Source organism: Arthrobacter endolithicus (assembly GCF_026627425.1).
Classification (GTDB): domain Bacteria; phylum Actinomycetota; class Actinomycetes; order Actinomycetales; family Micrococcaceae; genus Arthrobacter_M.
Genome location: NZ_JAPNLH010000004.1, coordinates 58,684 through 74,138 on the forward strand (window position 1 = coordinate 58,684; position 15,455 = coordinate 74,138).

Annotated in this window: 13 protein-coding genes; 10 read left to right on the forward strand and 3 right to left on the reverse strand. The window is 61.9% G+C overall.

Annotated elements, in window-relative coordinates; genetic code table 11:
- Positions 1–88: 88 nt before the first annotated feature.
- Positions 89–1,357: a LysM peptidoglycan-binding domain-containing protein gene (locus OS914_RS04815; RefSeq protein ID WP_267544932.1), complete on the reverse strand. Its 1,269-nt coding sequence runs from the start codon at positions 1,355–1,357 to the stop codon at positions 89–91.
- Between the two features lie 374 nt (positions 1,358–1,731).
- Between OS914_RS04815 and OS914_RS04820 the strand changes: the two genes are divergently transcribed.
- Positions 1,732–2,085 (forward strand): Rv2175c family DNA-binding protein, encoded by a 354-nt coding sequence (locus tag OS914_RS04820; protein ID WP_267544933.1) that lies wholly within the window; start codon positions 1,732–1,734, stop codon positions 2,083–2,085.
- Positions 2,086–2,161: 76 nt separating this feature from the next.
- Here OS914_RS04820 and OS914_RS04825 read toward each other — a convergent pair whose 3' ends face one another.
- Together OS914_RS04825 and OS914_RS04830 are read right to left on the reverse strand one after the other, a co-directional pair.
- On the reverse strand, positions 2,162–3,295 hold the full coding sequence (locus OS914_RS04825) for a polyprenyl synthetase family protein (RefSeq protein WP_267544934.1): 1,134 nt from the start codon (positions 3,293–3,295) through the stop codon (positions 2,162–2,164).
- Positions 3,292–3,582, reverse strand: a complete 291-nt coding sequence (locus OS914_RS04830) for a hypothetical protein (RefSeq protein WP_267544935.1) — start codon at positions 3,580–3,582, stop codon at positions 3,292–3,294. Before OS914_RS04830 ends, OS914_RS04825 begins: the two co-directional genes overlap by 4 nt.
- Between OS914_RS04830 and OS914_RS04835 the strand changes: the two genes are divergently transcribed.
- The 9 genes from OS914_RS04835 to OS914_RS04875 all read left to right on the forward strand — a co-directional run bounded on the left by OS914_RS04835 (position 3,581) and on the right by OS914_RS04875 (position 15,453).
- Positions 3,581–3,727 (forward strand): hypothetical protein, encoded by a 147-nt coding sequence (locus OS914_RS04835; protein ID WP_267544936.1) that lies wholly within the window; start codon positions 3,581–3,583, stop codon positions 3,725–3,727. The two genes, OS914_RS04830 and OS914_RS04835, sit on opposite strands and share 2 nt — an antisense overlap.
- Positions 3,728–4,290: 563 nt before the next feature.
- Complete coding sequence (locus OS914_RS04840; protein WP_267544937.1) at positions 4,291–6,819, forward strand: HNH endonuclease signature motif containing protein; 2,529 nt, start codon at positions 4,291–4,293, stop codon at positions 6,817–6,819.
- 106 nt (positions 6,820–6,925) lie between these two features.
- Positions 6,926–8,158, forward strand: a complete 1,233-nt coding sequence (gene dinB / locus OS914_RS04845; protein WP_267544938.1) for a DNA polymerase IV — start codon at positions 6,926–6,928, stop codon at positions 8,156–8,158.
- Positions 8,159–8,382: 224 nt separating this feature from the next.
- Positions 8,383–8,754: a DUF3040 domain-containing protein gene (locus OS914_RS04850; protein ID WP_267545074.1), complete on the forward strand. Its 372-nt coding sequence runs from the start codon at positions 8,383–8,385 to the stop codon at positions 8,752–8,754.
- 502 nt (positions 8,755–9,256) lie between these two features.
- A complete protein-coding gene (mraZ, locus tag OS914_RS04855; RefSeq protein WP_267544939.1) occupies positions 9,257–9,688 on the forward strand; it encodes a division/cell wall cluster transcriptional repressor MraZ in 432 nt (143 codons plus the stop codon).
- 389 nt (positions 9,689–10,077) lie between these two features.
- The gene (gene rsmH / locus OS914_RS04860; RefSeq protein WP_267544940.1) at positions 10,078–11,079 is read left to right on the forward strand and encodes a 16S rRNA (cytosine(1402)-N(4))-methyltransferase RsmH; all 1,002 of its coding nucleotides are present in this window, start codon (positions 10,078–10,080) and stop codon (positions 11,077–11,079) included.
- Positions 11,076–11,762, forward strand: a complete 687-nt coding sequence (gene ftsL / locus OS914_RS04865; protein WP_267544941.1) for a cell division protein FtsL — start codon at positions 11,076–11,078, stop codon at positions 11,760–11,762. The genes rsmH and ftsL overlap by 4 nt, the downstream gene beginning before the upstream one ends.
- A gap of 79 nt (positions 11,763–11,841) precedes the next feature.
- On the forward strand, positions 11,842–13,668 hold the full coding sequence (locus OS914_RS04870; RefSeq protein ID WP_267544942.1) for a peptidoglycan D,D-transpeptidase FtsI family protein: 1,827 nt from the start codon (positions 11,842–11,844) through the stop codon (positions 13,666–13,668).
- An 18-nt stretch (positions 13,669–13,686) separates the two neighbouring features.
- Complete coding sequence (locus OS914_RS04875; RefSeq protein WP_267544943.1) at positions 13,687–15,453, forward strand: Mur ligase family protein; 1,767 nt, start codon at positions 13,687–13,689, stop codon at positions 15,451–15,453.
- Positions 15,454–15,455: the final 2 nt, after the last annotated feature.

Here is a 15,455-nt window from a genome sequence, read left to right on the forward strand (position 1 = left end):
CGTAGGCGCTCAAAAGAGCAGGGCCGCGAACAACACTCGTTCCGGCCCTGCTCGTTTAATGGCGGCAGCATCCGGCCGATGTCCGGTGCTAGCCGAAAGTCAGCGCGTTTTTCTTCACCGAAGCGACGTAATTAGCCGTGTCAGGGTACATCCCGTAGAGCGAGACCGAGTACTGGCCCTGGTAGTAGCCCGCGATCGCGTTGTCGAGCGAATCGCTGGTAGAGACCAAGGCGCGGATAATTGCTATCCCGGCCGTGACGTTGTCCTGCGGGTCGAGGAGGTTCAGATGCCGTCCGACGAGCTCCGAGGCCCATTCGCCGGCCTGCGGGATGACCTGCATGGTGCCGATCGCGTTTGCGGGGGATACGGACCGGTGATTGAACCCGGATTCCTGCAGGGCAAAGGCCAAGGCCAGCGAGGGCGTCACGCCCATCCGGGCGGCGGTCGTGGCGACAAGGTCCTTTATCTCGTTCCGCGTGGGAACGGGCGCGGACAGCAAGGCGGCCTTGTTGACGTTGGCCTGCGATACCACAGCTTCAGGATACGTGTAATGCAGGAATGTACTGGGAACCAGCTGCGTCGGTGCTTCGCTGGACGCCACCGAAAGGGACCCGGGCAAGGTGAGGCGTTGGCCCGGATGGATGACACTGTTCGCCGTGATGGCGTTGGCCGATGCCAGAGCCTGCACGCTGACATTGTTGGCCGCCGCGATGGCGGACAAGGTGTCTCCGGCCTTGATGACGTAACCAGTTGTTGCGGCGGCTGGCTGCGTAGGTCCCTGCGTTGCCGCTGCTGACGCGGCGGCCGTGGAGCCGCCATTCGTCAGTTTGATCGACTGGCCCGGGCGGATGATCGAAGCCGGCGAGAGGTTATTGACAGTCAACACTTCATTGATCGACAAGGAATGAGCGGCAGCAATGGCGCTAATCGTGTCTCCGGCCTGCACGGTGTATTCGGCGGCGGCAGACGGTGCAGGCGCTGCAGGGGCAGCCACAGAGCTACCGGAATCCGTCAGGCGCAGTGTTTGTCCCGGATGGATCAACGATGCCGCGCCCAGATTGTTCACATCCAGGACTTGCCGAACGTCGAGACCGAAGCGTCCCGCAATGGCACTGACCGTGTCCCCGGTCAGCACCGTGTACTCGGTCGGCGCTGCGGCCTTAGTGGGGACAAAGCTGGCCGGGATCGCGGTGGCGGCATAGCCGGCCGGCATATGCGCATAGTTGGCAGTGCTCATGCCGGCTGAGATGCCGGCAAACTGCCCGGCAAGGGAAAACGAGCCGGAGATGCTCTTCGCCGGGACCGAGACAGGCTGTGCGGCGGTTGCCGGCAGGGCCAAGGCCAGAGACGAGAGCATGACTACAGGAAGCGCGGCAGTGGACACTACAGCTAGCTGCCTGGCTGATTTTCGGCCAGGTCGTGGCGCGAATGCGGGAGTCATGGACATAATTCCTCAACGTTGATGGTGTGATGTCGGTGTTACCTGTGATGCCGTTGCTAGTCATGATGCAGGAAACACTGGAAGAAGCCCATGTTGTTCTTGTTGCATAAGTGACTAGTGTGAATTTACACGAGAATCTCCATAGCACAACCATTTGAAAAATCCTGCCAGCAGGCTTGCCTGGAGTGTCGTAAAATGTTAGTGACGCTGTAGTGCTGGCGACACTGACAATCGCTGTGTGTCAGGGCCGCGAGTAGGACGGCGGCCATGACGTGTGGCAGGCTTGTCGCGTGAACAATGTGGAGAGTCTCGTCAGTGAATGGTTGCCCTTACCCGATGTCAGCGAGCTTCTCGGTGTTTCCGTCACCAAGGTTCACAGCCTTCTGGAAGGGCGCGCGCTGCTAGCCCTACGGATAGGCGAGCGCAAAATACGCTCTGTGCCTGCAGCGTTTTTTATGGACGGGAAGATTCTGGACAGCCTCAAGGGAACTCTCGTGGTCCTTGGCGATGCGGCATTCAGCGATGAGGAAGCAATCGCCTGGTTGTTCACCGAAGATGACTCCCTGCCTGGCCGCCCAGTGGACGCCCTGCGTGAGGGTCGCAAGACAGAAATCCGCCGCCGCGCCCAGGCCCTGGGCTGGTAGCCGGAACCTTTGCTGGCTGCACTCTGTGGTAGCACGGCAGGCAGGTAGTCCGGCCTGTTGGCCGGCCTCCGCCGGATTAGGACTTTCTGCGAACGGCGGCAGTGGCCAACGCACGCAGTGACGCCGCGGCCCCGAGTGGAATTTCCAAGGAGTCCAGGGCTGCGAAGGCCGTTGCGCTGTAGTCCTCGATAAGGGTTTCGGCTGCCGCCAAGGATCCGGAATCAACTATGATCGCCCGGATACGCTCAATCTCTGCATTCCCAAGTTCCTGACTGCCCAGCCGCTCATCAACGAACCGTGCTTCCGGTTCGCCGGCGGCCGCCAGCGTGAGCCCTACGAGGACCGTGCGCTTTCCCTCTCGCAGATCGTCGCCGGCGGGCTTTCCGGTGGTGGCAGGGTCGCCGAAAACCCCAAGTAGGTCATCACGCAACTGGAAAGCCTCACCCAGTGGCAAAGCGAACTCCGAATAGCCGGTCAGCAATTCTTCCTCGGCTCCGGCCAGAGCGCCGCCAAGTACAAGAGGATGCTCGGTCGAATACTTGGCACTCTTGTAGCGGATGATGGCCTGCGCCCGCTGCACGGCTGTTTCGGCCGGTCGGGCCGGCCCGGAGACTTCCTCGAGAATGTCTAGATACTGCCCGGCCATGACCTCCGTCCGCATGAGATCGAACACCTTGCGCGCCCTGGCGCCCGCCGCCGTCGGCTGCACTATCGCGGCGAAGGCCTCTTCGCTGAAGGACAAACAGAGGTCACCGGTCAGGATGGCTGCCGCTTGACCGAACCGCTCGGCGTCCAAGGACCAGCGATTCGCCGCATGCAGCAGGCTGAACCGTCGGTGCACACTGGGACCGCCGCGCCGAATGTCCGACCGGTCAATGATGTCATCGTGGATGAGCGCCGCCGCTTGGAAGAGTTCCAGTGCGACGCCCGCGGCGATGATTTCTGAGCTTTCCTCCCCGCCGCCGGCACCGCGCCAGCCCCAGTAGCACATGAGGGCACGCAGGCGCTTCCCCCCGGTCACCAGTGTGCGGATGGAATCCAGCAGCACCAGAGTGTCCGGGGAGATGGCCGTGAGCATCTCACGTTTTGAATCAAGGAAGACGGCCAGCTCACGGGCAACGCTGGCAATGAACACATCCTGCTCTGTGCGGACGTTAGCCGTCCCTGGGTTCACCGGAAGCTCGTCGCCGCGGCTGCTGTTCGCGCTCACTTGAGGGAAGCCGGAAGGACATTGGCGCTCACCGTGAAGGTGACGCCGGATTCGGACGGGACGACCGAAACCTGCGCGGTTTCGGTCCCGTTGGCGCGGCTGAAATCCTTGGCGGCGACCGAGCCAACTGCGTCTCCTGGGAGGGGGGTGAAACCCTGGTCCTGAAACGCCTTGGTGTAGTAGGCCAGGACATCGGTACTGGTCGCGCTGATGGCAGCGGTGACAGAGGCCGTTGCGGGCGTCTTGGTTCTATCGAAACTCGACGCTTTCACCTTGGCGCCGGGCATGACGGGGAGCAAGGTGGCAGGAAAGTTCGCAACAAGCGCGCCGACGGTCGCAGTGGTGCCCGCCGTAGGGCTGGCTGATGACGACGGCGACGGCGACGTTGTACCAGTTGAAGTGCTGGATGCTGTTGATCCCGCCGATGGCTGAGATCCAGAGGCTTCGGTCACGCTGCTTGGCGCCGCGCTGGTAGTTCCTCCGGAGCCGTCAGCGGATGTGCAACCGGTCAGGAAAAGTGCCGCGGCTAGAACAGCAGTGACGACGACAGCGGCACGGTCTCCATGCGTCCGCATGCCGATAGGTCGGACTGACAGGAGGCCTCCCCGAGGTCGATTCGGGCTTACAGGTCCGTTCAACATCACTGGCTTCCTTACATGCGGCGGTCTCCAAGAGGTCGTTCCAGTTTAGCGGGGGCGTGGCGCGGCGCAGTCCAGGAGGATCCGGGCGGTCCGGGAGGGGTTGCGGGCATTTCTGCGCCAAGCTTGCGACTACCGAAAGTTTTTCCTAAGTTCCTTTCCACAGGGGCCTGTTTTGGGGTCTTTTTGTCCTGATGATGTCAGTGCCTGCTCGTAGCCTTGTAGTAGTTGGAGATCAGCGGGATTTCCCGGTTTTTGCCGGTGCAGGTTGCCGGTACGGGTTGTTGGTGCAGGTTGCCGGTACGGGTTGCCGGGTTTGGGTTGCTGGGTTTGTGGGTTGAGAGGTGGTGGGCGGGCGTGGAGATTGATCGGGAGAATCTGGCTCAGGTGCTGGCCGCGATCACCGCGAAGTATCCGCGCCGGGTCCAGCGCGCAGGCCTCGGCGACAACGGCAGTACTGCCGGGTGCGGGACCGCTCAACCCGAGGGCAGCGGCGCAGCGAACCCGGCCGCTCCTGCTGCTCCTGCTGCTCCTGCTGGTGCCCCGGCTACTGCCGGTGTTGCTGTTCCTGCGTGTCCCGTTTGTTCTGTTGATGGTTTTCCTGTTGGTGGTCCGTCGGCGGGGATGGTGGCCCGGTTGGAATTGATTGATTCGTTGTTGGCGGAGGTGTTGGGGACGGATCCGCAGGCGGTGTCGCCGGAGGCGTGGTTGTCGGTGATTGGTGTGTCTGAGGGGACACGGCGTCGGTTGGATGCGGTGTATTTGCGAAGTGTCGCGGCAGCGGATCAGTGTGGGGCCGCGGCGTTGTCGGGGATCGGGACGAAGAACGTGCGCGAGTTCCTGGTTCATGGGGTCGGGGTGGAGCCGGGGCGGGCGAAGGCCGAGGTGGAAGCGGCCCGCGCCCTCCATACCGGGCCTGGCAGCAGGAATGGTCCCGGTTTTTTGGTGCGTGAGGTGGAGTTGGGGGGCGGGCCGTTGGCGTTGCTGGGTGCCCGGTTGGCGGCCGGGGATATCACGGCCGGGCATGTGAAGACGGGGGTGCGGGTGTTGGAGAAGGTCCCGGCCCGGATCATTACCGAGGAGACGTCGGAGCGGATGGGGGAGTATCTGGCCCGGCAGGCTCCGACGCTGCGTAGTGATGATTTCCGTCGGTTCGCTGAGCAGGTCATCCGGCTTTGCCAGGCCGATACGGGGGATCATTATGATCCGGAGTCGGTGATGCGTCGTAAGTTCACGATGGGGGTGGATGTGACGGGGATGGTGCATGGTTCGTATCAGCTGGACCCGGTCGCGGGGGCGGAGTTGATGGCGATCCTGAACCCGTTATCGGCTCCGCACCCGGATCAGCGGACCCCCGACGGGGACCTGGTCGCCGTTGATCAGCGGACCGCGGATCAGCGGCGCGCGGACGCGCTCACCGAAATGGCCCGTGCGGCCGGCGCTTACCTCAACCTCACCCACCCACCACGTAACGAGAGCCCCAACAGCGCCGGTACCGCCGGCACCGGTGCCAGCGGTGACCACGACAGCGGAAGCGACGGCTCCCCTGAGGGCACTGGCGGCGGTTCTGCTGAAGGCACTGGCGGCGGTTCTGCTGAGAGCGGCGGTTCTGGTTCTGCCAGTGGTGATGGCGGTTTGGCCGGTGGTGGCGGTGGGTGGGCGCATCCGGAAATGGATGCCTGGGCCCGGGCAGAGGCTGCCGCGGCCCAGGCCGAGGACCTGTTCTCCCTCACACCAGTGAACGACACCAGGCAGACCGGCACTGGCGAAGGCACGCACAGGGGTACCGGCACGGAGACCGGTACCGGAAACGGCCAGGACACGGGGAGGAGGAGTACTCGTTGCGGTTCGAGTATAGCCGGCAGGCTCCGCCCGGGCCGGCGGCCGGCCCGTATGACGATCACGACTACCTTTGACCAGCTCCGCAGCTTCCCGGACAGGGAAGCCTCCATCCTCCGCCACACGCTGTGGAACCAACCAAAACCATTAGCACGACCGGAACTAACAGCGCCACGGGAACCACGGGAACCACTGGAACCACTGGAACCACGGGGACCATGGGAATCGGTGGCACAGCTGGCGTTGACAGCCGGACCGGGGCTGCCGGGGCCAGGAACGCCGGCAGACCCACCCGCACCACCGGACGGTGATGGGTGGCCGGGAGGGATCGGCCCGGCTCCAGAAAGCGGTTTGGCCGGGGCCGGTGCCGGTTTGGTCGGTGCCGGTGGGTTGACGCCGTTGGATCCGATGCCGTCCTGGTGTGATGGTTTGGGCAGCATCAGCCCCGGCACCCTGGCCCGAATGGTGTGTGACGCGGCATTCGAGCGGGCCGTCCTGGGGAGCAACGGGGCTCTCCTGGATCTGGGGACCGCGGTCAGGCTCGCGACCCCCGCGCAGCGCCGGGCCGTGTCCGTCCGGGACGGCGGGTGCGTCCGGCCCGGCTGTAACCGGCCTGCGTCCTGGTGCGATATCCACCACGTTATCTGGTACTCCCGCGGCGGACCCACCGCCGTCTCCAACATGTGTGCTTTGTGCCCGGGATGTCATTCCCTGGTCCACGCCGGGATCCTGGAAGCCACCATGATCAACAAGATCCCCTACCTCCGGTACGGACCCAACGCCCGTCAACGCCCGGGCCTGCACTGCTACAACCGCACCACCGGCACCACCGGCACCACCGGCACTACAGGCACCACCGGCACCGGTCTTAACGCGAGGACAGGCACCACCCCAGACGGAGGGCCTGCGGCCGGGTACACGGAGAATCCCTGGATCCGTAACACCTACCACGACGACCTCAAAGACGCCCAAAACTTCGCCCGCACCATCATCACAGACGTGCAAATCCGAGAGGACGGGCGGAGTGGATACCGCGATGCTGGGTAGTCGAACAAGGGGTTTGAAGCACGAGAAGAGCCGCATGGGCAGAGAAAGACCGGCGGACTGCTTGGGCCGGAGGGGAATGTCGGCTGCTGAACCTAAGATGGCTGACATGGAGGCAGACGACAGCAACAGTGGTAACGGGCACCGCAGGAGTCATATTATGCACGTGGATATGGATGCCTTTTACGTTTCCGTGGAGTTGCGGGATGCCCCCAAGCTGATAGGAAAGCCTGTGGTTGTGGGGAACCCGGAAGGCCGCTCGGTGGTTCTCTCGGCATCCTATGAGGCCCGCGCGGTAGGAGTACGTTCAGCCATGCCGATGTCCGCAGCCATCCGGATGTGTCCCGGTGCTTTCATTATTGAGCCCCGGCACTGGCTGTACCGTGAAGTGTCCGGACACATTATGGAGATCTTTGACTCCATCACGGATTTAGTAGAGCCACTGAGCGTCGACGAGGCATTTTTGGATGTTGCTGGAGCGATGCGCCGCCTCGGCCCACCATTGGAGATTGGCCGGTTGATTCGCAGTCGCGTCAGCTCAGAACTGGGAATCACTGCATCGGTGGGAATCGCGTCGACAAAATTTGTAGCCAAGATTGCCTCCACGCGCTGCAAACCGGACGGAATGCTTTTGATTCCGGCAGAGGAGACCGTTCGCTACCTTCATACGCTTCCTGTGCAGGCGCTGTGGGGTGTAGGGGCGAAGACCGTCCAGGTTCTGGCCCGGCTGGGAATTCATTCGGTGGCCGACGTAGCCGGTACGCCCTTACCGGTGCTGCGCCGGGCTCTTGGAGCAACGGGGGAGCAAGTCTATCGACTCTCGCACGGTGTTGATCCACGGCGGGTGACACCCGTCAGAGTAGAAAAGAGCATCGGTGCGGAGCAGACCTTTGTGGCAGATACGTCAGATGCCGAAATCCTGAGGCGTGAGTTGCTGGCACTGGCACACAGGACTGGCGCCAGGCTTAGGCAATCCGGAATGGTCGCACGGACCGTGTCTTTAAAACTTCGGTATTCGGACTTCTCAACGGTGAGTAGGTCTCACACCGTTGCAACGCCGGTCGACAGTGCCCAACTTCTCTACGCCACCGCCGTGCAGCTGCTGGAATCGTTGGGACCCCGACCCATGAGCGTTCGGCTGCTGGGTCTGCGGGCGGAACAATTGGAAGACGCCGGTCAATCCTTCCTGCAGCTGAGCTTGGATCGCCGCGATGACAATTGGCGCACCGCTGAGGCGGCTCTAGACGCCGTAACCGCTAAGTTTGGGTCGCGGAAAATTATGCCCGCGAGATTGCTCGACGGCAGGACAGCGCGGTCCGTCCCTGGGGCCAAGGAGTCCTGATCATAGGCCGAATCAGCTAGCGGGAGATCCCTTATGGGAGCGGCGTCGGCAAGGGTTTCAGTTCTGCGAAAACCAGCCTATTCTTAAGGCACGGAGTTATCTGAAGGCGACTTCGCAGGTAGCAGTACACCCAGCAGCGGGAGTTGGCGATGTTGGGAACTAAATGGCCTGCGTGGCTCGTTGACAGGGTAGACGCCCACGGCAAGGACCTGAAGGAGGTCGAGATGCCCCTTTCGGAGCACGAGCAACGGCTACTGGATCAGCTCGAACAGCAGTTGCATGCGGAGGATCCAAAGTTCGCCCACACTTTGGGGTCTGATCCGGCAAATTCTTTCTCAACCCGCCATGTAGTGATCGGCGTGTTGATAGCTATTGTCGGGATTATTGTTCTGCTGGCCGGCGTAGCTGGGCAGTTGATCCCATTAGGTGTCGGGGGATTCGTGCTGATGGGGGGCGGTGTCTACTTCGCCACGCTGCGCAAAGGATCTCCCCGTTCTGGCGCTGGGAATTCTACATCGGGGCAGAGCAAACGGTCGAAGAGTTCCTTTATGAGCAGCCTCGAAGAGCGCTGGGATGAGCGCCGACACGGCCAGTAACGGTGCAGACCTCGTCATCCTGAAGCGACTTTGAAACGAACCCGTTGCTCCGATGGTTTCCGACTCCGCCTCGCGCGGGCCGTACAGCTCCTTGGCCACCGAATCAGGAGCCAAACGGAGGCCTGTAGACCACTTGTGAGAGTAGTTACCGCCACTATTTTCCAAGGCACCAGCGCCCGTGCCCGCCGATCCTCATCTTGCCGGGAGCCTTCGGCACTGACAGCACCACGACCACTACCTAAAGACGCTAACCGAGTGCCGTGAATAGCGGCACAATCGGTCAAGAGGTCCGCCACCGCGGACCTCTTCGCATTTAAGGCGAATTTTTCCTCCACTTGCTCCCACGCGTGAGAGCCGCGCCATCCCGCGGGTGTTTCCCGCAACATGGGCGAAGGGGCACACTTTTGGCGTTGACGGTGGGGAATTGTGGAGTAAAGTGGAGCTAGTAAGAGGGTAGTGGCAATGGGGTATTGCAGATCCCCGCAACAGCTAGGCGGTGGACATGTTTCTCGGAACACATTCACCGCGCCTTGATGAGAAGGGCAGAATCTTCTTGCCAGCCAAATTCCGGGAGGAATTGGCGGATGGGCTTGTCCTGACAAGGGGGCAGGAGCGGTGTATTTACGTCTTCAGCCAGAGCGAATTTGAAAAAGTTCATGAGGAGATGCGCCGGTCTCCACTTTCCTCCCGCCAGGCGCGCGATTACAGCAGAGTTTTTCTTTCCGGGGCTTCGGATGAGGTGCCGGACAAGCAGGGGAGGGTCACTATACCTGCGGTTCTTCGCACGTACGCCGGGCTGGGACGCGAGCTGGCAGTGATCGGAGCGGGCAGCCGGGCAGAAATCTGGGATGCGAAAGCCTGGGAGGACTACCTGGAGGAGAAGGAGAACGCTTTCTCAGAAAGGGATGAGGAAACGCTACCCGGCACCGATTGAGCCAACAGTAGAACGAGTGCAACTGCAACATAAGTCAGGAGGTAACGAGGGCCGAAGCCCGACTGCCGGGGGTCTTTTGAAGCAGTGATTTTTGATGCAGCGATTTTCCGAAGAAGATTTTTCCGAAGCCGTGAACGACCAAGCAGCGGGTTCTTGAATAAGATCTCCAGCCGCCCGGCATTGACTACCTGGCTCACCTTCCCCGGTGCCAGGCAGGGATGCATCCGGCGCGGATGGGGATCTGGTTTAAGAAACCAAAGGACGCAGACTGCAGACCATGCAGGCCGCAAAGCACGATGAGCACAGCAATGAGACGCACAAAGTATTAGCACTGAACGCAGGACCGGTACTTTGACCGACAAGCGGAAACGGAGAGGGAGGATGCGTCGATGACGTCTGACGATAACGCCACGCCGCCCACTTCCACCCGCCATGTGCCTGTATTAAGGGACCGTTGCATCAACCTGCTGGCGCCTGCTTTTGACCGAGCCGTTTCCGCTGGCACGACTCCGGTAGTAGTAGATGCGACTCTCGGCATGGGCGGCCACAGCGAGGCCATGTTGTTGCGCTTCCCTACGTTGCATCTGGTCGGCATAGACAGGGATACCGAGGCCCTCGCGCTGGCCGGCGAGAGGCTATCCACTTTTGCCGCGCGGATGGATTTGGTCCACGCCGTATATGACGAAATTGCTGACGTTGTGGCGGATCTGGGTTTCCACGAAGTTCACGGTGTCCTGATGGATCTGGGTGTGTCTTCCCTCCAGCTCGATGAACGGGAGCGCGGCTTCGCTTACTCGTATGACGCACCATTGGACATGCGCATGGACACCACCCGGGGCCAGACAGCGGCGGACGTTGTGAACAAGTACAGCGAACAGGACCTGCTGCGCGTTATCCGCAAATGGGGTGAAGAAAAGTTTGCCGGCCGAATTGCCAACCGGATCGTGGCCGCCCGGGAGGTGAAGCCATTCTCTACAACCGGGGAGTTGGTGGAGCAGATTCGCCAGGTCGTGCCAGCTGCCGCTTCCCGAACGGGCGGGCATCCGGCAAAACGGACGTTCCAGGCACTGCGCATTGAGGTCAATGAGGAACTCGAAGTGCTGGAAGCGGCGGTTCCTGCGGCCGTTGGTTCGCTGGCCCTGCACGGACGCTGCGTGGTCATGTCTTACCATTCGCTGGAAGACAAGATCGTCAAATCCGTTTTTGCCGCCGGTTCGAAGTCCTCCGCTCCGCTAGGGTTTCCGGTTGAACTGGAGGAGCACAAGGCCGATTTGAAGTTGTTGACCAGGGGGACCGAGGTTCCCACCGAGGCGGAAATAGCCGAAAATCCGCGGGCCGCATCGGCACGGCTACGGGCAGTAGAACGAGTTCGAATCAGGAGAGCAGTATGAGCGCAGCGGTCCAGGATGACTTTGAACCTACCGAGGGAAATACCGCCCGTGCGCTTTCCCGTTCTATGCCTTCGGCTTCGGAACCGGCGCGGGAGCGCCGCTCCAGGTCTCCGCTTTCATTGGTGGTTAGCCAGCCGCGCAAGCGTCGCACGCCCTTTGTCGTGTTCTGTTTCCTCACCCTCGTAGCTGCGCTGGCTACGGTTCTGGTGCTGAACATTTCTGTCTCAAGCGGCCAGTACCAATTGGTGGAGCTGCGCGCCAATCAGGTCGACCTGGTGAAATCGAATCAGGATCTGACGCAGCAGGTGCAGGCCGCGCAGGCTCCACAGAATTTGGTCGCAAAAGCCACGGAACTCGGCATGGTCACGTCCACCTCGATGGGCCAAATAAATGTGGAGTCCAAGACCGTTAGTGGTACGCCGAAGGCCGCCGTCGCGGGAGACAAGCCGTTGGCCGTAATCGCACCGCCGGCGGTGAGCGGGCAGCCCAGGGAGTCCCACGTAACACCCGCTGCCCCAACAACGGACGCACAGAAGATTCCCGTGGCGCCGGGCGGGCCGTCCAAGGCAGGAGCGGCGGCGGCACCCGCTGAAGTTCCCGCCGCTCCGTCTCAGGTTGCCGCGCCACCGGCGGCCGATCTCAATGGCGGCACAATCCCTGCACCCAAGCAAAAGAACGGTTAACGGTAAACTCTCTGGGGCAATCGGACGGCACGGCGGAGCGGCCGCGGCGCTATAAGGGCAACGCACAAAGGAACAGCACGTGGCAGAAAATACCGGCAAGGACCCCAAGACTACGAAAACTCCCGGCCAGAACCGGCTTCGCCTCCGGGTGGGCCTGGGGTTTGTCCTCGCGTTGTTGTTGATCATCTCCGGCAAATTGTTCATGATTCAGGGCTTGGACGCGGGCTCCATGGCGGAGGCGGCAGTCATGCAACGCACGGTTGTCACGAAGCTGCCGGCCACGCGGGGTGAGATCTTAGATGCCACTGGCAAGGTTTTGGCGCAAAGCATAATCAGATACAACATCACGGTGTCCCCGAAGAACAACACCACGGCGGGTGAACTAAAGACCGGTGAATTTAAGCGCCTGAACCCGGCGACCGGCAAAGTCGAGGATGTCAGTCGGGACAAGGGTCTGCAGGAGTTGGCAGACGTCCTTGGCCTGAAGGTTGAGGATGTGCGCAAGCAGGCCACCGGCACGGGGGACTTTGCGTACATCACTAAAGATGTAACGCCCGGAGTGGAAGCTAAGGTAATGGCTTTAGGCCTGCCGGGCATATATTCGGAGCCGACCAGCCGGCGGACTTATCCGCTCGGAGCCGTCGGCGGGAGCATCGTCGGCTTCATCGGACCAGATTCCAGCGGAGCGGCCACCGGCGGCGGCTCGGGTATTGAACAGACGCTGAACGCCAAGCTGCAGGGCACCGACGGCAGCCGTACTTACCAGCGCGGAGCGAATGGGATCGTGATCCCCACCGCGCCGGAGGAAAACAAGGCCGCGGTGGACGGTGAGACCGTCAAGCTGACGATTAACAGTGATCTCCAGTACTACGCGCAGCAGGCAATCTCCAACCAGGTCAAGAAGCTGGGCGCGCAGTGGGGCAATATTGTGGTGGTGCAGGCTAAGACCGGCAAGGTCGTGGCGATGGCGGAGGATTCCTCGGTTGACCCGAACCAGCCCGGGAAAACTGCGGCGGCTAACCGGGGCGCCCGTTCGGTGACCGCAGCGATTGAGCCGGGCTCTACTGAGAAGACTGTCACTGCAGCGGCCGCTATCCAGGAGGGCAAGGTCTCACCGCTTTCCCACGTTCTGGTACCGCCAACGTATACAGTCAACGGTCAGACGTTTTCCGACGCGTTCACGCACGGGACGGAACAGCGGACCTTTGCGGGCATCATTGGGGATTCGATGAATACCGGTACGGTAATGGTCGGTGAACGGTTGAGTAAGCAGCAGCGCTACGATTATCTGCATAACTTCGGCATCGGACAGTCCACGGGGATCCCGCTTCCAGGCGAAAACAAGGGGATTTTAGCGCCGCCGGAGACGTGGGACGGGAGGCAGGAGTTCACCGTGCTCTTTGGCCAGGGCGTTTCGCAGACGCCGCTGCAGACTGCGATGATCTACCAGGCGATCGCTAATAATGGTGTTCGGCTACAGCCACAGCTCATCGATTCCTACATCGATCCGGACGGCACGGAACACAAGGTGGAACAGGCCCCGGGCACCGAGGTAGTCAGTCCGCAGACCGCGGGGGACGTCAAAGACCTGTTGGAGAGCGTGGTCACCGCCGCGGATGCGAAGGACATCTCTGTGCCCGGCTACCGGGTTGGCGGCAAGACCGGTACAGCGGAGGCTGTCAAGGACGACGGATCCGGGTTCCAGGGCTACACCGCGTCGTTCGTGGGCATGGCGCCGATGGAAGACCCGCAGTATGTTGTGCTGGTCACGGTCCAACGTCCGCAAGGTGATATTTACGGCATCTCCCAGGCCCCCGTGTTTAACTCCGTGATGAGCCAGGTCCTGCACGCCAACAATGTGCCGCCGTCCACCACGCCCTCTGTTGCACTGCCGCAGAAATACTAGATTTTTGGAGCCAGCTGCATGAGTACCACTGAACCACCGTCCCCCGGCACGAAGCCGTCCGGCGTTGAACCCTCGCTCCGTCCGGCCCGGGTCACCCCCGTTCCGCTGTCCGCGCTTGCAGAACTAATTGGTGCTCCGTTGCAGGAGTCTGGGACTGTCCTGCTGACCGGCGTCAGCCTTGACTCGCGCGCCGTCGAGCCTTCTGATCTGTATTTGGCGCTCCCCGGTGCCAGCGCGCACGGTGCGCAATATGCCGGTCAGGCAGTGGCGGCGGGAGCTGTGGCGATCGTGACGGACGACGACGGCGCACGACTTTTGCGCGATCTGCCGGAGATTGTCCGTGTTCCGGTTCTGGTGGTTCCGTCCCCGCGTAGCATTGTCGGTACGGCGGCGGCCTTCGTCTACGGCACCCGCCACGCTGCGTCGGACGATCCCGCTTCGCGCGATCCCTCCGCAGCCGACATGGAGCTGTATGCGGTGACCGGAACGAACGGCAAAACAACTACTACGTATTTCATCAATTCCCTGCTCCGGGCCTTGGACTTCACGCCCGGACTGATTGGAACTATTGAAATCCTGGCCGGAGTCGGGGCTGTGCCCAGCAGGCTGACCACGCCGGAATCGACGGATGTGCATGCCCTGCTGGCGCTGATGCGTGAGCGCGGGCTGGACGCTGCTGCTATGGAAGTGTCTTCGCATGCCTTGTCCTTCCACCGCGTCGACGGCGTGGTCTTCGATATCGCCGGCTTCACCAACCTGACACAGGACCATCTGGATCTGCACGGGACCATGGAAGAATATTTTTCCACTAAGGCCCAACTGTTCGGTCCTCGCAGAGCGCGACGGGCCGTGGTCACTGTGGACGATGTCTGGGGACAACGGCTGGCGCAGGAGGCGGCCATACCGGTTACTACGCTGCGGACGGTTGAAGCAGGCACGGTTGAAGCAGGCACGGTTGAAGAAGGCACGGTTGAAGAAGGCACGGTTGAAGCCAACCGATCGCGGGAAACCGACGAACAGCCCGATTGGCAGGTCACCCGGGTCAGGAAACAGGGATTGGGCAGCTCCTTCGTATTGGCTGCCGCAGATGGCCGCTCGCTGAGCGTTTCGACGGGGCTGCCTGGAACTTTCAACATCGCGAACGCGGCCTTGGCCGTTCTGATGGTGTTGCAGCTGCAGCTGCAGGACGGCAGTGCGGGCCCGGTGGTTTTGCAACGCGTTCAGTCCGCGTTGGACAGCCATGACCCGTTCACGCTGGCAGTGCCTGGACGGATGCAATTAGTGGGGAAGTCGCCGGCGGCAATCGTTGATTTTGCGCATAATCCTGATGCCCTCGAGCGCGCCCTGCTGGCAGTTCGGTCCCCGGAGCCTGATTCAAAGGTGATCGTTGTTTTCGGCGCAACGGGGCAGCGGGACGCAGGCAAGCGCCCGAAAATGGGAGCTGTGGTGGCTCGGCTGGCAGATGTGGTGATTATCACCGATGACGATCCGCATGACGAGGATGCGGCGGCGATCCGAGCGGACGTGCTGCTGGGCGCCCGCCAGGCCAACGACGAACAAGCCCTGGGACATGAGATCCTGGAGGTTTTTCCGCGCGCTGACGCCATTGTCCGTGCGGTTGAACTGGCCAGGGCCCAGGACGTTATCCTGGTGGCCGGGCGAGGTCACGAAGTCTGGCAGGAAGTGAAAGGGATCAATTATTCCTTGGATGACAGGGCCGAACTCCGCGCTGCCCTTCGCCGCTGCGGATTCACCCCGGAGCCCGTTCCCGGGATAGAGTCCTAAAC